The sequence below is a fragment of the Comamonas kerstersii genome (assembly GCF_008801935.1).
GTDB lineage: Bacteria > Pseudomonadota > Gammaproteobacteria > Burkholderiales > Burkholderiaceae_C > Comamonas > Comamonas kerstersii.
On sequence record NZ_VZOT01000005.1, the window covers coordinates 25,350 to 46,215 of the forward strand.

20 protein-coding genes are annotated in these 20,866 nt (G+C 61.1%); 14 read left to right on the forward strand and 6 right to left on the reverse strand.

Going from position 1 to position 20,866, the window contains the following annotated elements; genetic code table 11:
* Window positions 1–24: 24 nt before the first annotated feature.
* A complete protein-coding gene (locus F7P80_RS08950; protein WP_210607667.1) occupies window positions 25–1,266 on the reverse strand; it encodes a mechanosensitive ion channel family protein in 1,242 nt (413 codons plus the stop codon).
* 205 nt (window positions 1,267–1,471) lie between these two features.
* Here F7P80_RS08950 and leuS point away from each other — a divergent pair, with 205 nt between their 5' ends.
* From leuS to holA, 3 genes are read left to right on the forward strand one after another with little or no spacing between them, the layout of a single operon-like run.
* Window positions 1,472–4,177 carry a leucine--tRNA ligase gene (gene leuS / locus F7P80_RS08955; protein WP_151044166.1) on the forward strand — a complete coding sequence of 902 codons (2,706 nt, stop codon included), beginning with the start codon at window positions 1,472–1,474 and terminating at the stop codon, window positions 4,175–4,177.
* Between the two features lie 23 nt (window positions 4,178–4,200).
* Window positions 4,201–4,713: an LPS-assembly lipoprotein LptE gene (locus F7P80_RS08960; protein ID WP_151044169.1), complete on the forward strand. Its 513-nt coding sequence runs from the start codon at window positions 4,201–4,203 to the stop codon at window positions 4,711–4,713.
* Window positions 4,714–4,719: 6 nt separating this feature from the next.
* Window positions 4,720–5,784 (forward strand): DNA polymerase III subunit delta, encoded by a 1,065-nt coding sequence (holA, locus tag F7P80_RS08965; protein WP_151044172.1) that lies wholly within the window; start codon window positions 4,720–4,722, stop codon window positions 5,782–5,784.
* Between the two features lie 152 nt (window positions 5,785–5,936).
* Here holA and F7P80_RS08970 read toward each other — a convergent pair whose 3' ends face one another.
* A complete protein-coding gene (locus F7P80_RS08970) occupies window positions 5,937–6,857 on the reverse strand; it encodes a phosphoribosylaminoimidazolesuccinocarboxamide synthase (protein ID WP_054065413.1) in 921 nt (306 codons plus the stop codon).
* A gap of 381 nt (window positions 6,858–7,238) precedes the next feature.
* On the opposite strand from F7P80_RS08970, the gene hpf reads away from it, so the two are divergent.
* The 3 genes from hpf to hprK all read left to right on the forward strand — a co-directional run bounded on the left by hpf (window position 7,239) and on the right by hprK (window position 9,207).
* Window positions 7,239–7,586, forward strand: coding sequence for a ribosome hibernation-promoting factor, HPF/YfiA family (gene hpf, locus F7P80_RS08975; protein ID WP_054065412.1), 348 nt, complete (start codon window positions 7,239–7,241; stop codon window positions 7,584–7,586).
* Window positions 7,587–7,715: 129 nt separating this feature from the next.
* On the forward strand, window positions 7,716–8,186 hold the full coding sequence (gene ptsN / locus F7P80_RS08980; protein WP_054065411.1) for a PTS IIA-like nitrogen regulatory protein PtsN: 471 nt from the start codon (window positions 7,716–7,718) through the stop codon (window positions 8,184–8,186).
* A 52-nt stretch (window positions 8,187–8,238) separates the two neighbouring features.
* Window positions 8,239–9,207, forward strand: a complete 969-nt coding sequence (gene hprK / locus F7P80_RS08985) for an HPr(Ser) kinase/phosphatase (RefSeq protein WP_054065410.1) — start codon at window positions 8,239–8,241, stop codon at window positions 9,205–9,207.
* A gap of 85 nt (window positions 9,208–9,292) precedes the next feature.
* Here hprK and fur read toward each other — a convergent pair whose 3' ends face one another.
* A complete protein-coding gene (fur, locus tag F7P80_RS08990; RefSeq protein WP_054065409.1) occupies window positions 9,293–9,721 on the reverse strand; it encodes a ferric iron uptake transcriptional regulator in 429 nt (142 codons plus the stop codon).
* Between the two features lie 148 nt (window positions 9,722–9,869).
* Between fur and F7P80_RS08995 the strand changes: the two genes are divergently transcribed.
* Complete coding sequence (locus tag F7P80_RS08995) at window positions 9,870–10,415, forward strand: outer membrane protein assembly factor BamE (RefSeq protein ID WP_054065408.1); 546 nt, start codon at window positions 9,870–9,872, stop codon at window positions 10,413–10,415.
* Between the two features lie 82 nt (window positions 10,416–10,497).
* Window positions 10,498–11,319, forward strand: coding sequence for a 4-hydroxy-tetrahydrodipicolinate reductase (gene dapB / locus F7P80_RS09000; protein ID WP_151044175.1), 822 nt, complete (start codon window positions 10,498–10,500; stop codon window positions 11,317–11,319).
* 85 nt (window positions 11,320–11,404) lie between these two features.
* Here the strand turns inward: dapB and F7P80_RS09005 are convergent, their stop codons facing one another.
* Complete coding sequence (locus F7P80_RS09005) at window positions 11,405–12,778, reverse strand: GGDEF domain-containing protein (RefSeq protein WP_170265357.1); 1,374 nt, start codon at window positions 12,776–12,778, stop codon at window positions 11,405–11,407.
* Between the two features lie 223 nt (window positions 12,779–13,001).
* A complete protein-coding gene (gene trxA / locus F7P80_RS09010) occupies window positions 13,002–13,958 on the reverse strand; it encodes a thioredoxin (RefSeq protein ID WP_054065405.1) in 957 nt (318 codons plus the stop codon).
* 247 nt (window positions 13,959–14,205) lie between these two features.
* Between trxA and purE the strand changes: the two genes are divergently transcribed.
* The 3 genes from purE (at window position 14,206) to F7P80_RS09025 (ending at window position 17,157) form a co-directional block, all read left to right on the forward strand.
* A complete protein-coding gene (gene purE, locus F7P80_RS09015) occupies window positions 14,206–14,700 on the forward strand; it encodes a 5-(carboxyamino)imidazole ribonucleotide mutase (RefSeq protein WP_054065404.1) in 495 nt (164 codons plus the stop codon).
* Complete coding sequence (locus F7P80_RS09020; protein WP_054065403.1) at window positions 14,697–15,866, forward strand: 5-(carboxyamino)imidazole ribonucleotide synthase; 1,170 nt, start codon at window positions 14,697–14,699, stop codon at window positions 15,864–15,866. Before purE ends, F7P80_RS09020 begins: the two co-directional genes overlap by 4 nt.
* A gap of 292 nt (window positions 15,867–16,158) precedes the next feature.
* Window positions 16,159–17,157, forward strand: a complete 999-nt coding sequence (locus F7P80_RS09025) for an L-threonylcarbamoyladenylate synthase (protein ID WP_151044181.1) — start codon at window positions 16,159–16,161, stop codon at window positions 17,155–17,157.
* A 44-nt stretch (window positions 17,158–17,201) separates the two neighbouring features.
* Here F7P80_RS09025 and dacB read toward each other — a convergent pair whose 3' ends face one another.
* On the reverse strand, window positions 17,202–18,581 hold the full coding sequence (gene dacB, locus F7P80_RS09030) for a D-alanyl-D-alanine carboxypeptidase/D-alanyl-D-alanine endopeptidase (RefSeq protein WP_249041433.1): 1,380 nt from the start codon (window positions 18,579–18,581) through the stop codon (window positions 17,202–17,204).
* A gap of 165 nt (window positions 18,582–18,746) precedes the next feature.
* Between dacB and tsaB the strand changes: the two genes are divergently transcribed.
* From tsaB to F7P80_RS09045, 3 genes are read left to right on the forward strand one after another with little or no spacing between them, the layout of a single operon-like run.
* A complete protein-coding gene (gene tsaB, locus F7P80_RS09035; RefSeq protein WP_054065400.1) occupies window positions 18,747–19,430 on the forward strand; it encodes a tRNA (adenosine(37)-N6)-threonylcarbamoyltransferase complex dimerization subunit type 1 TsaB in 684 nt (227 codons plus the stop codon).
* Window positions 19,430–19,909: a ribosomal protein S18-alanine N-acetyltransferase gene (gene rimI / locus F7P80_RS09040; RefSeq protein WP_054065440.1), complete on the forward strand. Its 480-nt coding sequence runs from the start codon at window positions 19,430–19,432 to the stop codon at window positions 19,907–19,909. The genes tsaB and rimI overlap by 1 nt, the downstream gene beginning before the upstream one ends.
* Window positions 19,900–20,748, forward strand: coding sequence for a uracil-DNA glycosylase family protein (locus F7P80_RS09045; RefSeq protein WP_151044187.1), 849 nt, complete (start codon window positions 19,900–19,902; stop codon window positions 20,746–20,748). The genes rimI and F7P80_RS09045 overlap by 10 nt, the downstream gene beginning before the upstream one ends.
* Window positions 20,749–20,866 lie beyond the last annotated feature (118 nt).

Here is a 20,866-nt window from a genome sequence, read left to right on the forward strand (position 1 = left end):
GCGGGCGCGGTTTTGGCGGCAGTATCAGGCGTGAGCTTCGTCGTCGTCGCTCAGTGCCTGCACGATCTGGCGATTGCTGTAGTCTGAGGAGCGCTGGTACAGCGACAGACCAAACAGCGGCATCACGCCAATCAGGTGGTCAAAAATCTCGCCCTGAATACCTTCGTATTCCACCCAGACCGTCGTGGCGGTATAGCAGTGCAGCTGCAGCGGAATACCCGTGGGGGAGGGCTCCAGCGTCCGCGCCAGCAGGAACATGCCTGGCGCCTTGGAGATACGGGGGTGTGCCATCAGATAGGCATAGGCGTAGGCCTTGAAGGCAGCCAGATTGGTCACCATGTCAGGCGCAATCGCCTGTGTGGGCATGGCGTTAGCGGCAGCATCAGGCTGCGCCAGCAGCCCATCGCGCTCGGTCCAGTAGTCCTTGAGCAAGGCAATGCCGGAGAGCGTCTGACGCTCCTGCGCTGTCAGCAGGTGTACGGTCGCAGCGTCAATATGAATTGCACGCAGAATGCGGCGGCCGCCAGAATTGAACATGCCACGCCAGTTCTTGAAGCTGTCGCTCATCAGCTTCCAGGTCGGGATGGTGGTGATGGTCTTGTCCCAGTTCTGCACCTTCACGGTGTTGAGCGCAATATCCACCACAAAACCATCAGCACCGACCTGTGGCATTTCAATCCAGTCGCCCACACGCAGCATGTCGTTAGATGCAATCTGCACCCCTGCCACAAAAGACAGAATGGTGTCCTTGAACACCAGCATCAGCACGGCCGACATGGCACCCAAGCCCGAGAGCAGCAGTAAGGGCGAGCGGTTGAGCAGCGATGCCGTAATCAGCAGCGCACCCACGATATAGGCAATCAGTTTGCCCAGCTGCACATAGCTTTTGATGGAGTTGGTCTGCGTAATTTTGGGGCCATCATGGCGGTCATGGGCCTCATTGATTTCCTCAAGCAGCGTGGCCAGCACACGGACCACGTGGAATACGGTCAGTGCAGTCGCCACATTCACAATGCCTACAGACACATCCTGCGGCAGCTCCTGCACCCAGCGCGTCCCGAGCTGAAAGACCAGCGACGGCACAATCTTTGCCATGCGCGAGAGCACATGGTCGTGCATCAGAATCGGTGCCCAGCCAGAAGCAGGCATGGCGCTGCGCCATACGCGCACAAAATGCATCAGCGTCAGGTGCACAGCAAAACGCAGCACCAAGGCCAGCAAAGCCAGCAGCAGCAGGCCTGTCGTAGCCTTGGCCCAGGGGGCCATATCGGCGTAAAAAGCAATCGCAGTTAAATCCACAGCAATCCACCTCCGTGGGTTTGCGGCCCCACGAATGACAAGTATCAGGAGAGAGAAGCGCACAGACAGGCCGCAAACACCGGGGCGTCCGTGTACGCACATGGGAAAGCGCGCAAGCGCCTAAAATCCAGTCGAAGCAGTATTTTGACTGCACAACCGATCTACCAGCTCCATGCAAGACAAATACAACCACATTGAGGTCGAGCGCGCCGCGCAAGACCACTGGTCTGCCGCCGATGCCTATCGCGTGGTCGAAGACGCCAGCAAGCCCAAGTTCTACGCCTGCTCCATGCTGCCCTACCCTTCCGGCAAGCTGCACATGGGCCACGTGCGCAACTACACCATCAATGACATGCTCACGCGCCAGCTGCGCATGAAGGGCTACAACGTCTTGATGCCCATGGGCTGGGATGCCTTCGGCCTGCCTGCTGAAAACGCCGCGCTCAAGAACAAGGTGCCGCCAGCCAAGTGGACGTATGAAAACATCGCCTACATGAAAAAGCAGATGCAGGCGATGGGTCTGGCCATTGACTGGAGCCGTGAAGTGGCCACCTGTGACCCTGACTACTACAAGTGGAACCAGTGGCTGTTCCTGAAGATGCTGGAAAAGGGCATTGCCTACCGCAAGACCCAGGTCGTGAACTGGGACCCTGTGGACCAGACCGTGCTGGCCAATGAGCAGGTGATTGACGGCCGCGGCTGGCGCACCGGCGCACTGGTGGAAAAGCGCGAAATCCCCGGCTACTACCTGAAGATCACCGACTACGCCCAGGAGCTGCTGGACCACGTACAGGTGGGTAACGACAAGGCCACGCTGAACGGCTGGCCTGAAAAAGTGCGCCTGATGCAGGAAAACTGGATCGGCAAGTCCGCCGGCGTGCGCTTTGCGTTCACCCACGCCATCAAGAATGCCCAAGGCGACCTGATCGGCGACGGCAAGATGTACGTGTTCACCACCCGTGCCGACACCATCATGGGCGTGACCTTCTGCGCCGTGGCTGCCGAGCACCCCCTGGCCCAGCACGCTGCGGCCTCCAACCCCAAGCTGGCAGCCTTCATTGAAGAGTGCAAGAAGGGCGGCACGACCGAAGCCGAACTGGCCCTCAAGGAAAAAGAGGGCATGCCTACGGGCCTGTTCGTCACCCACCCCCTGACCGGCAAGCAGGTCGAAGTCTGGGTGGGCAACTACGTGCTGATGAGCTATGGCGACGGCGCTGTGATGGGCGTGCCAGCCCACGACGAACGCGACTTTGCCTTTGCCAAGAAGTACAACCTGCCCATCGAGCAAGTCGTGGCCGTGGAAGGAGCTTCCTTCTCCACCGATGCATGGCAGGAGTGGTATGGCGACAAGCAAAAGTGCATGTGCGTCAACTCGGGCGAGCTCGACGGTCTGACCCACAGCCAGGCGGTGGACAAGGTGGCCGAGCTGCTGTCTGCCAAGGGCCTGGGCGAGAAAAAGACCACCTGGCGCCTGCGCGACTGGGGCATCAGCCGCCAGCGCTACTGGGGCACCCCCATCCCTATCATCCACTGCGCAGACTGCGGCCCTCAGCCCGTGCCTGAAAAGGACCTTCCCGTGGTGCTGCCGCAGGACCTGGTACCTGATGGATCGGGCAACCCACTGGTAAAAAGTGAAGCATTCCACGCCGGCGTGGTGTGCCCTTGCTGCGGAAAACCTGCGCGCCGCGAAACCGACACCATGGACACTTTTGTGGACTCGTCCTGGTACTTCATGCGCTATTGCGACGCCAAGAACAGCGAGCAGATGGTGGCCGACGGTGCCAAGTACTGGATGCCCATGGACCAGTACATCGGCGGCGTGGAGCACGCCATCCTGCACCTGCTGTACGCACGCTTCTGGACCAAGGTCATGCGCGACCTGGGCCTGCTGCAGGTGGACGAGCCTTTCACCAAGCTGCTCACACAAGGCATGGTGCTCAACCACATCTACAGCCGCCGCACTGCCAAGGGTGGCAAGGAATACTTCTGGCCGAAGGATGTAGAGCACGTCCATGACGAGGCCGGCAAGATCATCGGCGCCAAGCTGAAGGTGGAAGTGGAAAGCGCTGATGGCCTGCTGCCCGTAGGTACAGCCATTGACTACGAGGGCGTGGGCACCATGTCCAAGTCCAAGAACAATGGCGTAGACCCTCAGGACCTGATCGAAAAGTACGGCGCCGACACCGCACGCCTGTACACCATGTTCACCGCGCCGCCCGAGTTGACGCTGGAGTGGAACGAAGCCGCCGTGGAAGGCAGCTACCGCTTCCTGCGCCGCGTCTACAACTTCGGTCACAAGCTGCTGGGCATCAACTACACGCCCGCCATCATGCTGGCACTGGGCCTGGACAGCCTCGATGATGTGGAGTTCGGCAAGGACGCCAAGGCCCTGCGCCTGGAAATCCACACCGTGCTCAAGCAGATCGACTACGACTACCAGCGCATGCAGTACAACACCGTGGTCTCTGGCGCGATGAAGATCATCAACGCGCTGGAAGGCTTCAAGGGTGGTGAGACTGCCGATGGCCAGATCGCCATGATCGAAGGCTTTGGCATTTTGCTGCGCGTGCTCTACCCGGCCACCCCCCACATCACCCATGTGCTGTGGAAGGAGCTGGGCTACGCCAACAAGCAGGGCGACATTCTGGATGCCGCATGGCCCCAGGTGGATCCCAAGGCCCTGGTGCAGGACGAGCTGGAGCTGGTGCTGCAGGTCAACGGCAAGCTGCGTGGTTCCATCCGCGTGCCTGCCGGTGCCGACAAGGCCCAGATTGAAGCAGCCGCCCTGGCCAACGAAGATGCCCAGAAGTTCATCAACGGCGCGACACCCAAGAAGGTCGTGGTCGTTCCTGGCCGTCTGGTCAACATCGTCGTCTAAGCCACGCCAAGGAGGCCGCCACCATGCGCAAACGCACGCTTTTATCCCTGATGGCGCTGGCCCCTGTGGTCAGTGCCTGCGGCTTTCGCCTGCGTGGCGTGCCGACCTTTCCATTCAGCTCGCTGTACCTGCAGGCACCCGAAGGCTCACCACTGACGCGTGAAGTGCTGCGCCATCTGGCCACGGCAGGCAGCGCGCTGCAGATCGTGCTGCCTCCGGCAGCTTCCAGCTCGGCCCAGGTCACCCTGCGCCTGCTGGGTGAACGCCGCGAGCGCATCGTGCTGGCCAAGACCGTGTCCGGCCAGGTCCGCGAAGTGGAGCTGCGCCTGACCACGCGCTTTAGCCTGGTCGACAACGAAGGCCGCATCTGGATTGAAGATGCCGAACTGTCCCAGAAGCGTGACATGAGCTACAGCGAAACCCTGGCCCTGGCCAAGGACGAGGAAGAAGCCACGCTCTACCGCAACATGTATGCCGACCTGGCGCAGCAAATCCTGCGGCGCCTGCAGGCAGCCCATCCGCCAGCTGGCGAATAAGCCCTCATGCAACTGGCATTGAACCAACTGGCCGCACACCTGCAAAAAGGTCTGCGGCCTTTGTATACCCTGCATGGCGACGAGCCACTGCAGCTGCAGGAAGCAGCTGACGCCATCCGCGCGGCAGCACGCGCCGCCGGGCACAGCGAACGCAGCGTCCACACCGTGCAGGGCGCTCACTTTGACTGGAGCAGCGTGCTGGCCGCAGGCGGCTCTTTCAGCCTGTTTGCCGACAAGAAGCTGGTCGAAATCCGCATTCCTTCGGGCAAACCCGGCAAGGATGGCAGTGCTGCCATCCAGCAGCTGGCCGAAAACGCGGCACAGGACGACAGCACGCTGACCATCATCACCCTGCCGCGCCTGGATGCAGCCACCAAAAAAGGCGCATGGTTTGGCGCGCTGGACGCCAACGGCGTCACCATCCAGATTGACCCCATCGAGCGCGCAGCGCTGCCGCAGTGGATTGCGCAGCGCCTGGCACGGCAGAACCAGCGCGTGGCCTCGGGCGAAGCGGGACAGCGCACGCTACAGTTCTTTGCCGACCGCGTAGAAGGCAATCTGCTGGCCGCCCACCAGGAAATCCAGAAGCTGGGGCTGCTACAGCCCGAGGGCGAACTGAGCTTTGAAGTAGTCGAACAAGCCGTGCTCAATGTGGCGCGCTATGACGTGTTCAAGCTCTCGGAAGCTGTTCTCTCCGGCAATCTGCCACGCGCCATGCGCATGATGGATGGCCTGCAGGCTGAAGGCACGGCCGAGGTGCTGGTGCACTGGACGCTGTCGGAAGACATCCGCAACCTCAAACGCGCCAAGGATGCACTGGCCAGCGGCCAGCCCCTGCCCATGGTGCTGCGCAGTCTGCGCATCTGGGGCAACAAGGAAAAACTGTTTGAGCGCGTGGTGCCACGCCTCACGGCCAATGCGGCCGTGCGCCTGCTGCACTCGGCCCACGTGGTGGACGGCATCGTCAAAGGTCTGCCCGCAGACAACTGGCCCAGCGACAGCTGGCAAGCCCTGCGCAAGCTGGCGGTAGACATGGTCACCGCCCTGCAGGGCCCCGCCAGACGTCTATAAAAACAGGAGCTGCCAGCGCTTGATTTGTAATGATTTCAGAAACATTTGAGCCTGAAACATAGGTATATCAAGCGCAAAACGCTCTTATTTTTCAAAACAGCAACAAAAAAGCAGCCAATGGCTGCTTTTGTTTTTTGGGGTATCGAGCGCGTTTAAGCGGTCAGACGCTCCAGCGCTTCACGGTACTTGGCCGCGGTCTTTTCAATCACTTCCTGAGGCAGACGGGGTGCAGGTGCTGCCTTGTTCCAGGGCTTGCCATTAACCTTGGCCTGCTCCAGCCAGTCACGCACAAACTGCTTGTCGTAGCTGGGAGGGTTGACGCCCGCCTTGAGCGCTTCTTCATAGCCTTCCACAGGCCAGTAGCGCGAGCTGTCGGGGGTCAGCACTTCGTCCATCAGCACCAGCTCGCCGTCTTCGGTCAGGCCGAATTCGAACTTGGTGTCGGCAATGATCATGCCCTTGGTCAGTGCAATTTCTGCCGCTTCCTTGTAGATGCGGATGGCGGTGTCGCGGATCTTGGAGGCCAGCTCCTCTCCCACCATCTCCACAGTGCGCTCGTAGGTGATGTTTTCGTCGTGGTCGCCCATTTCTGCCTTGGCGGCCGGCGTGTAGATGGGCTCGGGCAGCTTGGCGGAATTGACCAGCCCAGCAGGCAGCTTCACACCGCACACGGCCTGGCTTTCCTGGTATTCCTTCCAGCCACTGCCTGCCAGATAGCCACGCACCACGGCCTCGATCAGCACGGGCTTGAGGCGCTTGACCAGCATGGAGCGGCCCTTGACCTGAGGCACTTCCTCGGGCGTCACCACGGATTCAGGGGCTTCGCCCGTCAGGTGGTTGGGGCAGATGTGGCCCAGCTTGTCAAACCAGAACAGCGCCATCTGCGTCAGCAGCTCACCCTTGCCGGGGATGGGTTCACCCATGATCACGTCGAAGGCCGAGAGGCGGTCAGAGGCCACCATCAGGATGCGGTCATCGCCCACCGCATAGTTGTCGCGCACTTTGCCGCGCGCCAGCAGCGGCAGCGAAGTGATATTGGAAGTGTGCAAAGCGGAAATCGTGGGCTGTGTCATGAGAGAAGCAGACAAAATGGGGTTCGGAACACGTCAACGCCTGCAGCTTCTGGCTGGCAGGCGCAACTCCGATCCGGGATTTTAGAGCCGGACAGGCGCGCCAGACATGGACAATTGCGACTGCTTCAATCTCTATCCCGACCATCACGGACAGCCCCGCCAAGCAGGCGCTATCCACAAACGATTCATTGTGCGCTGTTTTACCGCCTGCGTCTGCCTGCCCGTCATATCCCAGCAGAACATGGCGAAATGCCATTGCGCACATCAGGCAACAGACGCATAGTGACTCACAAGCGACGAATGCGCATTCAACCGCCACCACTGCTTCGACACAGAAGCAGCAAGCTTTTTCGTGAACCTGAAAGCACAGGAGGTTGATTTATGAACTTGACCATCAGCGGCCACCATCTGGATGTCAGCCCTGCACTGCGTGCCTACGTGGTTTCCAAGCTTGAACGCGTGCTGCGCCACTTTGACCAGGTCATCCACATCAAGGTACTGCTGTCCACGCAGAACGAATCACAGAAAGAACGCCGCCAGCGTGCCGAATGCAGCATCCAGGTCAAGGGCAATGCGCTGCACGCTGCCAGCAAGCACTTTGACCTGTATGCCGCCATTGATGAGCTGGCAGACAAGCTCGATCGCCGTGTACTCAGCTATAAAACGCGTAAACTGGCTGTACGCAATGTCGCAAGCAGGCATGAATTGGCCTTGTCAATACAGAGTTGACGCCAGATGTCTTTTGCTTGTGCGAAGATTTAGGTAAAGTCTGGAGTAACAGGCCGCCCGATGGCGGCCTTTTCGCTCCACCGCACCAGCCAGATACGTCCGGTTCGGGCGATACACCATAGTTTCCACATGAACCGTCTTGCCTCCATCCTGTCGCCTGCTCAAGTGCTTGTCAGCGTTGATGCCACCAGCAAAAAACGCGCTTTTGAAGAAGCGGGCCTCTTGTTCGAAGGGCTGCATGGCCTGCCCCGCGCATTGATCACCGACAGTCTGTTCGCACGCGAACGTCTGGGCTCCACAGGCCTGGGGCACGGTGTAGCCATCCCTCACGGGCGCATCAAGGGCCTCAAGACACCCATGGCAGCGGTTTTCCAGCTGGCACGGCCCATCGGCTTTGACGCACCTGATGAACAGGCTGTGCAGTTGCTCATCTTCCTGCTGGTTCCCGAAGCTGCCACACAGCAGCACCTGGAAATCCTGTCTGAGATTGCCGAACTGCTCAGCGACAACCATCTGCGCGAATCTCTGAAAACGGCGAACAATGCCGAAGCGCTGTACCAGCTGATCGTCGACTGGAAGTCGGCCACCGCCGCATCCTGAGCACCTTTGCTGGTCAGCATCCCACCGCCACGCCTTTTCTGCCTGCTGTTCCATGCGCCACAAAGCCATCAATGCCAACCGTCTGTTTGAAGCATTTCGCGAATCCCTAAACTGGGAATGGCTGGCTGGCATGGGGGCTTCCGAGCGCCGCTTTGACGAAATGGCGGTGCGCTCGGCGCGTTCGGGCGCAGACCTGGTGGGCTACCTCAACTACATCCACCCTTACCGCCTGCAGGTACTGGGCGAGCGCGAAATCGCCTACCTGACCAACGCGACCGACGAGGACTGCGCGCGTCGCATCGGTCGCATCGTCAAGCTCGAGCCACCCGTGCTGGTGCTCGCTGACGGGCAGACTGCACCTGCTGCACTGCTTTCCATGTGCGAAAACGCAGGCATTCCGATGTTTGCGACCAGGGAAGCCTCGGCCTTTGTCATTGACGTGCTGCGCGCCTACCTGTCCAAGCACTTTGCCGACCGCACCACCATGCACGGCGTGTTCATGGACATTCTGGGCATGGGCGTGATGATTACCGGCGAATCTGGCCTGGGCAAAAGTGAGCTGGGGCTGGAGCTGATCACACGCGGCAATGGCCTGGTCGCAGACGATGCCGTAGACCTGTACCGCATCAACCAGACCACCATCGAAGGCAAATGCCCTGAGCTGCTGCAGAACCTGCTGGAAGTGCGCGGCATTGGTCTGCTGGACATTCGCGCCATCTTTGGCGAGACAGCCGTGCGCCGCAAGATGCGCCTCAAACTCATCGTGCACCTGGTCAAGAAAGAGACCATGGAGCGTGAATACGAGCGCCTGCCGCAGGAGCCACTCACGCAGGATGTGCTGGGCATTCCCGTGCGCAAAGTGGTGATTCCCGTCACCGCAGGCCGTAATATCGCGGTGCTGGTGGAAGCTGCCGTGCGCAACAGCATTTTGCAGCTGCGCGGCATCGACACCTATGCCGAGTTCGTCGAGCGCCACCGCCAGGCCATGGAACGCGACATGGGCAGCAGAAGTTCTTACTGAGCACGCAGCTTCACGAGCTCACAACAAAAAAAGGCATCCGCATGGATGCCTTTTTTTACATGGGCACAGGACCTTGACTCTGGTCTTAGCGCTTGGCTGTACGTGCCACGCAATCAGCGCACTGGCCATACAGCGACATGGAGTGATCCTGAATCTGCCAACCCATCTGCTCAGCAATCATCATCTGACGCTTTTCAATCTCAGGGTCATAGAACTCTTCGACCTTGCCGCATGCCGTGCAGACAAAGTGGTCATGGTGCTGGCCTTCATTGAGCTCATACACCGCCTTGCCACTTTCAAAATTGCTGCGCAGCAAGATGCCTGCCTGCTCAAACTGGGTCAGTACGCGATAGACCGTTGCCAGACCGATGTCCGAGCGCTCATCGAGCAGCACACGAAAAACATCTTCTGCGGTCATGTGACGCTGCCTGCCAGTCTGAAAAATTTCCAGAATCTTCAAGCGCGGCAATGTCGCTTTCAGACCTGTGCTTTTGAGCTCTTCAATGTTTTTCATGTCGTACGTGAAAAGTGGCAGTTGGCACAAGCTTACGACAGCTCATACCGAATACAAAACTATGGTTTTCGCATGCTGTAAAACATGCGCGAGCCGGAGCAAAACCTACCGCTACAATGGGGCAAATCATATCCCTTGCTTATTACCCATGCATGTACAAGCTCGTTACCGCCTGCAGTTGGGGCTGACTCTGTCTCTCGCCGCTTTTTTGGCTGCTTGTAGCAGCATCAGCGAAACCACTCGCAACGCCATGAGTGCGGTCACCCCCTATAAAGTGGAAGTGGTGCAAGGCAACTTTGTGTCGCGCGAACAGGTGCAAGCTTTGCAGCCCGGCATGAGCCGTCAGCAGGTGCGCGAAATTCTGGGCACACCGCTGATGACCAGCGTGTTCCATGGAGATCGCTGGGAATATGTGTTCACCATCAAGCGCCAGGGCGTAGAAGCACAGAACCGCAAGCTGACCGTGTTCTTCGATAACGACCGCTTTGTGCGTGCCGAAGGTGATGAAATGCCTTCCGAAGACGAGTTCGTCGCATCGCTGGGCAGCAGCAACAAGAAAATCAAAGTACCGCAGCTGCAGGCCACCGAAGAACAGCTGGCCAAGCACAAGCCCGCAGCCAAGGCCGATGCACCTGCCACCCAGGAAACTGCACAGCCTCGCAGCAGCTACCCGCCTCTGGAACGCAATTACTGACGCACCGGCTTCTTGTGTACCAGCCGCTCAGCGCATGACAGCTTGAGCGGCTGTGTCTGTTTGACCTCTTGATGGATTTGTTATGACCGCACCCTCTTCTTCTCCTTTGCGCGTGGCAGTGGCCGGAGCTTCTGGCCGCATGGGCCGCATGCTGGTGGAAGCCATCCAGAACAGCGCGGACTGCACCCTGACTGCAGCACTGGACCTGCCCCACAGCCCAGCCATCGGCACCGATGCAGCGGCCTTTCTGGGCCAGACCAGTGGCGTGCTGATTGAAAGTGATCTGAAGTCTGCCCTGTCCAAGGCCGATTTTCTGATCGACTTCACCCGCCCCGAAGGCACCATGGCCCACCTGGCTGTGTGCGCAGCGCTGGGCGTGAAGGTGGTGATTGGCACGACCGGTTTTACCGAGGCGCAGAAGGAACAGATTGCGGCTTACGCCCAGCGAACCGCCATCATGCTGGCGCCCAACATGAGCGTGGGTGTGAACGTGACGCTGAAGCTGCTCGAAATGGCCGCCAAGGCACTGAGCACGGGCTACGACATTGAAATCGTCGAAGCCCACCACAAGCACAAGGTGGACGCCCCATCAGGCACCGCCATCAAGATGGGCGAAGTCATTGCCCAAGCCCAGGGCACCAAGCTGGAAGACCGCGCCGTATACGAGCGCTTTGGCCACACTGGCGAGCGCAAGGAAAACACCATTGGTTTTGCCACCGTGCGTGGCGGTGACATCATTGGCGACCACACCGTGCTGTTTGCCGGCACAGGCGAACGCGTGGAAATCTCGCACAAGTCCAGCAGCCGCGCTGGCTATGCCGATGGCAGCCTGCGCGCTGTGCGTTTTCTGGCAGGCAAGGGCACCGGCCAGTTCGACATGTTTGATGTGCTGAATCTGCGCTAAGCCGACTGCACACTTCGCGCACTGCACAACAAAAAAGGCGCTGTTCAGCGCCTTTTTTGTTGACTGGAAAAAACTGAACCAAAGCTCACTCTGCACACACTTCTGCAGCACTGACCACGCAATTGCGGCCTTTTTCCTTGGCTGCATACAAAGCCTCATCACTGCGTCGCAGCAGCTGCTGGTAATCAGGGTGTCCGTCAAATGTGGACACACCAATGCTGACCGTCAGAAAGAGCGGGGGCTTCTGGGGCATGCTGAACGGCGTCTTTTCCACGCAGGCACGCAATTTTTCCGCCACATGCAAAGCGGCCGCCGGGCTGGTGTCTACCAGCAGCAGCAAGAACTCTTCCCCACCCAGGCGGAACACATAGTCGCCACCGCGGCTGTTGTCGCTGAGCAGAACCGCCATCTGCTGGAGCACGGCGTCACCACATTCATGACCCCAGGTGTCATTGATGCGCTTGAAGTAATCGATGTCCACGGTCAGCACGCTGAACACTGTGCCGCTATCGCGCGCCATGACGATTTCCTGGCTCAGTACCACAGGCAAGAACTTGCGGTTGAGCAGCTGCGTCAGCGCATCACGCCCAGCATCCATCTGGCTGTTGTACTCAAACAAGGCTTCCAGATTCAGGCTGATGTTGCGCGCCTGCTCTCGCAGCGCATTCAGAAACTGCAGGCTGTCCTGCTGCGATGCCTGCGCAAACGCGGGCAGCAAATGGCTGTCGATATGCTCGATTGCCGACTGGATATGCCCGACCTCTGCCAGACCCTGAAAGATATGCGCACCTTTGTGACGGAACCACAGGCCAAAGTCAGAACTGCCCAGCCTGGGCATGGCCATCACGGAATGTCCCAGTGCGTGGCTGTACAGGCACTGGTTCTGCCAGTCCAGCAGCTCTGCACGACGACGCTCACGCAGCGTAGCCACGTTGTGCGTCAAGGAAAACAGGCGGTATGCCTCCTTGGAGCGGGAGCTGCGTTCGCGCGATGTGGCATAGGCCTGTGCCATGATTTCCATGGACAGATCCATCACCCGTGCAATGAGCTGCATGGCAGCCAGTCGCTCTGCCTCGGTCAGCAGTGTATGCACCATGAGCAGGCTGCAGATGCCGTCCTTGATACAGGAAGCACCGCGCAACACCAGGTACACCGGCAGATCGAGGCGTGCATGCACCTCGCCAATCTTGACCTGCCGCTGCGCCTGCGCCTCCAGATCTGCCTCGGGGTCCAGCGCATAGACCTCCTGCAGCCACATTTGCATGGAGGGTTTCAGTCGCGTCTGCACCTGCTCGTGCGAGAGGAAGATGCGCGCCGCCTCATCTTCCAGCATGGCCTGATAAAAGTGCGAAGCCAGCAAGGCACTATGTTCATGCACCAGCTGCTGCACCACAGCCCGCACCCGAGAAGTAAAGCACAGCAAGATGCTGCGCCACTCCACTGCATACGCAGGAGACATTCCAACTCCAGAAAACCCGGCGCATGACACGCCACACACTACACAAGCTGCAGCGACTCGCATCGTAGCGAAAAGTGCACCGCAGTTCAGCACTCACGTGCGAAATCGCTTTTATTTTTTCATCATTTTTTCAGGCATTAAACGAGAGCAAGAACTCACTTCAACAAGTTCGTTAGGTAGCCCTGCAGGCCTGTGAAAAGGAGCCTGCATGGCTCCTGCTGCATCAATTGAGCGCCATGCTCAGCTTGCGGCGATAGCTGTTGACCAGCACCGTGGCTTCGTCCTGCTCTGCGCTGCTCTTGCCCAGAATCTGGATACCACCAGCGCTCTGGCCGGGCGCTGTGTCCTGATGCTTGGGCTTGGCAGGCGTGAGCAGTTCCAGAATGGCCACATACAGCTTGCGGGCGGCCTGCTCATTCCAGGTCTTGTCGCGCATGATGATTTCCAGCAGTTCCTCCATGGAAGCGGTCCACTGGCCTTCCGCTGCCAGCACCTGTGCCTTGGCAAAGCGCGTGTCAAAGTCACGCTTGTTCTGAGCGATAGCAGCATCAAACTGCTCAATGGGCCAGTTGCCGCGGTCGTCGTTTTGCACAAACAGCATGCACTGCAGCCACTGGTGCAGGGCTTCAAAGCGCAGCGGCTGGGGAATGCGCTTGAGCGGCTCGTGCAGCAGCTCGGCCGCTGCCTCGTAGTTGCCGGTGGCTATCAGCAGGCGCACATAGTCAAAGCGTGCATCATCGTTGGCCGGGTCTGCCGCCAGCGCATCGGCCAGCTTCTGCAGCGCCGCCTGGGTGTCGCCCGATTCCAGCAAGGCTTCGGCCTCCTCCACCTCGGCTTCTGCAGCCAGCGCATCTTCAGAAGGCAGGTGCTTGTCCAGGAATTCACGCACCTGACCTTCGGTCTGTGCTCCCATGAAGCCATCCACAGGGCGGCCGCCAATCATCAGCACGCAGGTGGGCACACTGCGAATACCGAACATGCCGGCAATCTGCTGGTTGGCATCCACATCCACCTTGGCCAGCTTGAAGCGGCCGGCGTACTCCACCTCCAGCTTTTCCAGCGTGGGCACCAGCGTCTTGCAGGGGCCGCACCATGTGGCCCAGAAATCCACCAGCACAGGGGTGGTCATAGAGGCGGCGACCACCTCGGTCTCAAAATTCTGAATGGTGATATCGATCATCGGGCTGTCCCTGGGCCGCAGCAGTGCTGCGCAAAAAATAATGAAAAGCGCCTACAAAAGCGTATGGTGCTGATTCTCTAGCAATTTGGCAGTGTGCCAAGCACGCAATGCCTTGCAGATGCGCACGCCGCCCACAATTTCAAGCCAGCGGATATGGCGAGCCCCCTGTCCACTCGCCAACCCAAGGCTTGCCCGTAAAATCCCGGGTTCCACTTGGCTGGGCCGCAAGCGCCCTTTGAGAGAGAACATGAACCCCATCCAGATCGGTGTGGTCATGGGTTCCAGCAGCGACTGGGACACCATGCAGCACGCAGTTGCCATCCTCCAGCAATTCGGTATCGCTTTTGAGGCGCAAGTGGTTTCGGCCCACCGCATGCCTGATGACATGTTCCGCTACGCAGAAGCTGCGGCTGAACGTGGCCTCAAGGCCATCATCGCTGGCGCGGGCGGCGCGGCCCACCTGCCCGGCATGATTGCTGCCAAGACCCCCGTGCCCGTGCTGGGCGTGCCCGTGGCCAGCCGCCACCTGCAGGGTGTGGATTCGCTGCATTCCATCGTACAAATGCCCAAGGGCGTACCTGTGGCCACTTTTGCCATTGGCAATGCAGGTGCTGCCAACGCGGCCCTGTTTGCCGTGGCTCTGCTGGCCAACGAAGACCCTGCGCTGCGCGAAAAGCTCAACGCCTTCCGCGCCGAGCAGACCGAGGCCGCCCGCAACATGACCCTGCCGGTGAACGCATGAGCGAAGCACGCAATGTGATCTTGCCCGGCGCCACGCTGGGCGTGCTCGGCGGCGGCCAACTGGGTCGCATGTTTGCCCATGCCGCGCAGGCCATGGGCTACTTCACCGCCGTGCTGGACCAGGACCCCACCAGCCCCGCCGGTCGGGTCAGCCACCACCACATCCGCACTGGCTACGAAGACCCACAGGGTCTGACCGAGCTGGCCAAGCTGTGCGCCGCGGTCACCACCGAATTTGAAAACGTGCCCGCAGGCAGCCTGAACCAGCTGGCCCAAAGCCTGCCCGTCTCGCCTGCTGGCAGCGCGGTGGCGATTGCCCAGGACCGCGCCCGCGAAAAGGCCCACTTTGTGCAGTGTGGCGTACCTGTCGCACCACATGCCGTGATTGAAACGCCTGAGCAGCTGGCCGCCGTGTCTGCCGACCTGCTGCCTGGCATTCTGAAGACCGCCCGTCTGGGCTATGACGGCAAGGGCCAGGTGCGCGTCAAGACGCTGGAAGAGCTCGCCAAGGCCTGGGACGAGCTGGGCCGCGTGGCCTGCGTGCTGGAAAAAATGCTGCCACTGGCCCACGAGTGCTCCGTCATCGTGGCGCGTGGCCGTGATGGCGCCATCGTCAACCTGCCCGTGCAGTGCAATCTGCACCGCGACGGCATTCTGGCCGTGACCGAGGTGTATGAAGGAAATCTGCCTGCAGCCCAGGTAGAACAAGCGCTGGCAGCTGCAAAGTCCGTAGCAGAAGGTCTGAACTACGTCGGCGTGCTGTGCGTAGAGTTCTTTGTGCTGCAGGACGGCTCGCTGGTGGTCAACGAAATCGCCCCCCGCCCCCACAACAGCGGCCACTACAGCCAGAACGGCTGTGATGTCTCGCAGTTTGAGCTGCAGGTGCGTTGCATGACAGGCCTGCCATTGGTGCAGCCCCGCCTGCACAGCCCCAGCATCATGCTCAACCTGCTGGGTGACCTGTGGTTCAAGGACAGCGACACCGCCCAGACGCCCGCCTGGGACCAGGTACTGGCACTACCCGGCTGCCACCTGCACCTGTACGGCAAAGTCGATGCCAAGCGCGCCCGCAAGATGGGCCACCTGAACATCACCGGCAGCACGCCTGAGCAGGTACGCGCCACAGCCCTCAAGGCGGCAGAGATTCTGGGCATTGCGCCCTTCTGAGCGGCCAGGCTGCTTTCAAAAAAAGAAGCTGCTAGCGCTGACAGAACAAGGGATTCAGATAGTTTTCTATCTTAATCCTTTGATATTTCATCGCTTGCAGCTATCAATTTTTCTTCTGCGCATGCCGCTGCTTCCCAGCGTAAACGCGCATGGAGCGGGGGCATCGCGCAGCGCGTTTGGCGGCCAAGGCTGCTGCGCAGAAAATATGGTTTTCCACCGGCTACGCCCTTGCTTAAACACTTAAGCAAGGGCGTCTGCATTGGCGAGCCATTGACACACAAAGGACATCAAGATGATTTTGGATGGACAGCTTCAAGCATCGGTACAAGCCGCAGCAGCCGCCCTGCAGCGCGGCGAGTTGCTGGGCTTGCCCACCGAAACCGTCTATGGCCTGGCCGCGGACAGCGACAACGATGCCGCCGTAGCCCAGATCTTCATGGCCAAGGGCCGCCCCGCCAACCATCCGCTGATCGTGCATGTGGCAGACAGCGACGCCATCACGCGCTACGCCAAGGAAGTGCCCGTATTTGCCCAGCAGCTGATCGACGCCTTCTGGCCCGGCCCGCTGACCCTCATCCTGCCGCGCCTGCCGGATGCCGCCAAGGCATCGACCGGCGGTCAGGACAGCGTGGGCCTGCGCTGCCCCGCACACCCCGTGGCCCATGCCCTGCTCAAGGCCTGCCAGCAGCTGAACCCGCCCGTGTGGGGGGTATCCGCCCCCAGCGCCAACAAGTTTGGGCGCGTGAGCCCCACCACGGCCCAGCACGTGGCCGCCGAGTTTGGCGACGAGCTGCTGGTGCTCGACGGCGGCGCCTGTGAGGTAGGCATTGAATCCACCATCGTCGACTGCACACGCGGCGTGCCTGTGCTGCTGCGCCCCGGTGCGATCACGCGCGACGACATCGAACGCGCCTGCGGCCAGCGCCCACTCTCCAAAGAAGAGCTGCAAGCCAATACTCCACGGGCCTCTGGCACACTTTTGGCCCACTATGCACCGAACGCCAAAGTGCGCCTCATGGATGCCAAGCAGCTGCAGGCCGCGCTCGACATGCTGGGTACTGATGGCAAAAACATTGCCGTCTACCACCGCAGTCCGCTGAGCAATGCCTCCCAGGGCGTGCACCTGCGCCCCATGCCCCAGCAGGCCCTGGGCGCAGCCCACGAACTGTTTGGTGCGCTGCGCGACTTTGATGCCATTGGCGCCCAGCTGATCTGGATTGAAACCCCGCCCGACACCGCCGACTGGGAAGGCGTGCGCGACCGCCTGCAGCGCGCGGCCGCTGCGGGCTAAGCCCTGCCTAAAAAGCAACCAGCCCTCAGGCTGGTTTCTTTTTTTCAATCCTGCGCCACCCAGTCCACCAGGGCATCCATCACCGGCCGCGCGCCACCGGCATTGGGGTGGTTGATCATGGCCACCAGCACATAGCGCTGGCCCGAATTACCGTGCACATAGCCCGCCAGGGTGTTGGCATCGCGCAGCGAGCCTGTCTTCAGATGGGCATTGGCGCTGGCCTTGCTGCGGCGCAGCGTGCCGTCCATGCCAGAAATCGGCATGGACGCCACAAACTCCGGCATCACGGACGATCCCCAGGCTGCCTGCAGCATATGACCCAGCGCCTGCGCGCTGATGCGTGCCTGGCGGCTCAGGCCTGCGCCGTTTTCCACGACAGGCATGTCCTGCGCAGGCCAGCGCAGCTGCCACCACTGCGCCAGTGCCGTGCGCCCAGCATCAAAGCTGCCTATGCCCAGGCGCTCCTTGCCCAGCGTCAGTAAGACCTGCTGGGTCATGACGTTGTTGCTGTATTTGTTGATGTCACGTACCACCTCAGCCAGCGCGGGCGACTGGTTGACCCACACGGGCTTGAGCCCCTCAGGCACCACCCCCTCGCGCACGCTGCCCGTGATCTGGCCACCCATGCTGCGCCACATGCCTTCCACGGCCTTGAGGGCAAAACGCTCTGGCTCAGGCAGGGCTACGGGCCAGTTCTTGTCACCACAGCTGGCGGGGTAGCTGCCGCGCAACTGCAGGCGCTGGGGATCGCTCCAGTCTGCCTGTAACTGCGTGCGCCAGTCACCACAGGCCGTACCTCTGGGGGCCAGCGGCACCGTGGCAGGTGCCTGGATGCCCGCCAGCGGCAGTTCGTAGTGAATGCGCGCCACACCAGCGGCAGGATCGGGAATAAAGCCCAGCACCTGGGTCTTGTAGTTCACCAGCAGGGCATCAGACCCGGCGTTGTAGGGCCTGAAAGGCTCACCATCAAAGGCGGCAGGGTCGTGCCCCTGCACATCAAAGGCGCTGCGGTCCAGCACGATGTCACCCACAATGACTTTCACGCCCATTCCCTGCAGACGGCCCAGCATCAGCCACAGGCGCTCAGACACCAGCTTGGGGTCGCCCGAGCCCTGGATATAGACCATGCCCCGGAAAGCACCGTTGTCGATCACCCCATCCAGATACAGCGGTGTGCGCCACACATAGGTGGGGCCCAGCTGCTCCAGCGCGGCATAGGTGGTCACCAGCTTCATGACCGAAGCCGGGTTCATGGACGCTTGCGGCTGCCAGGTCAGGCGCGGTGGCTGCGCTGCCTCGACCGGCGCCACATAGATCGACATCGCACTGGCAGGAATCTGCGCTCGCCCCAGTGCCGCCGCGACGGACGCAGGCAGGGACTGCGCAGCCGCACTGGCAGCTGCACACAGGGCCACAACGGCCATACTCTGGCGCACACTGCGCCACAACAAGGATTTGCACATGGGCACAAAGTGTAGAGGTGGCCTGCGCGGTTTTGCCAGAGCCCACGCGCATGACAATGCCATGCCGCCGATAATTGCAGGCTTGGACGCCACCTGGGCGTCCGTTTTTTCTGTGGCGCGCTCCCTATGAATCTGCTTGCTTTTGACACCAGCACCGACACCTTGTTTATCGCCATCCAGCGTGGCGATCAGCTGTGGCAACACCAGGCAGCCGGAGGGGCGAACTCCTCGGCCACCTTGATTCCCGCCATCCAGCAAGGCCTGAAGGCGCTGGAGCTGCAGCTGTCCGACCTCAAAGCCATTGTCTTTGGCCGCGGCCCCGGCTCTTTCACCGGCCTGCGCACTTCGTGCTCAATTGCCCAGGGTCTGGCCTTGGGCGCCCATCTGCCACTGCTGCCCATCGACACTTTACTGGCCGTGGCAGAAGATGCCCGCGCCCAGCATGGCATGACCGAGCTCATGGCCGTGCTCGACGCACGCATGTCCGAGGTCTACCACGCAGGCTACCGCTGGAATGCACGCAACAGCCTGTGGGAAGCCACCAGCGCCCTGGGCCTGTGCGCCCCCGAAGCGCTGCAAGTGCCCGAAGGTCTGGCGGTGGTAGGCAATGGCCATGCCGCCTACCCCGACCGCCTGGCACCGGATGCCCGGCATCTGCCGGCCCTGCCCACGGCCACCGCCCTGCTGCGCCTGGCCCCCGCACTGATTGCCAGCGGGCATTTGATGGATGCCTCCCACGCGCTGCCGCTGTACATCCGTGACAAGGTGGCACAGACCACGGCAGAACGCGAAGCAGCCCGCAAGGCATGATGGCGGCAGACTACCCCCTGGCCGCAGGCCACCAGCTGCTGCCCATGACCGAGGACATGCTGGACACCATCCTGCCCATTGAGCAGGCAGCGTTTCCTCACCCCTGGACGCGCGGCAACTTTGCTGACGCCCTGCGCAGCGGCTATGCAGCGCGCGTACTGGTGCGCGGTGACGAGGTGCTGGGCTACTTCATCGCCATGCAGGTGCTGGACGAAGTGCATCTGCTCAACATCACCGTGGCACCGGCACACCAGCGCCAGGGCTTTGCGCGTGAGCTGCTGCAGTGCCTGGCCCACTGGAGCCGCCACGAGGCCCAGGCCCTGACGCTCTGGCTGGAAGTGCGTGAGAGCAATCTGCGTGCACGCCAGGTGTACGAACGCCACGGTTTTACCCAGGTCGGGGCGCGCAAGAAGTACTATCCGGTAGATCACGGCGAACGCGAAACCGCCATCTTGATGAACATGTCTTTATGTCCTTGAACCTCGACGCCCGCCAACGTGCCATGCTGCAGGAAATGGGCATCACCATCTGGTGGCCCAAGCCTGCGGCAGCTGCAGTCGCTGCACCAGTTCCTGTTGCACAGGCTGCTGCCATGGCCGTAGCGCAAGCGCCGGTTCAAGCCACAGCCACTGCGGTGGTGGATGCGCCTGCCACCGCAGCTCCAGCCGCCACAGCCGCCGCAGCCGCTATCACGGCCCCTGCTGCCGCACCACAGCCAGTGCCTGCGACAGCACCTGCACGCCCAGCCCCCACACCGGCGCCTGCAGTGGCACAAGCCCCAGAAAATGCCGTACAGGACACCGCCTGGCGCATCACCCCTGCGGTGCAGGCCTACCCGGCGGCCACAGGCGGCAGTGCGGACGACGCCTGGCTGGTCATCTGCGAAAGCCCCAACCCCGGCGCGCCACTGGAAGGCGACACCGGCAAGCTGCTCAACAACATGCTGCGTGCGCTGCGCCTGCACCACAGCCCCCATGTCTGGATTGCCTGCATGCAGCGCCCCGGCCATGAGGCCCTGCCTGCACTGAGCCTGCCCCAGACCCCTGTGGACTGGCAAGACCTGCCCGCGGGCCTGGCTGCGAATGTGCGCCTGGCGCGCCCCGCACGCATGCTGCTGCTGGGCATGCAGCCCGCACGCGCTGTGCTGCACAGCCAGGAGGCACTGGGCCGCCTACGCGCCCAGGTACACCAGGTGCACGATGTGCCCACCGTGGTCAGCTACGACCCTGCCTATCTGCTGCGTGCGCCGCATGCCAAGCCCGCCGCTTGGGCCGATCTGTGCCGCGCCCATGCGCTGCGCCCGCCGCCGGTGCTTTGACCCCCTGCACCTGCAGGGCCAAACCTGCAGGCTTTGAACAGGCTCGGCATAATCGTGGGCTTGTCATATTTTTGAGATACCACCGTGGAAACCTACCCCAGTCGGTAGCTTCCATCCT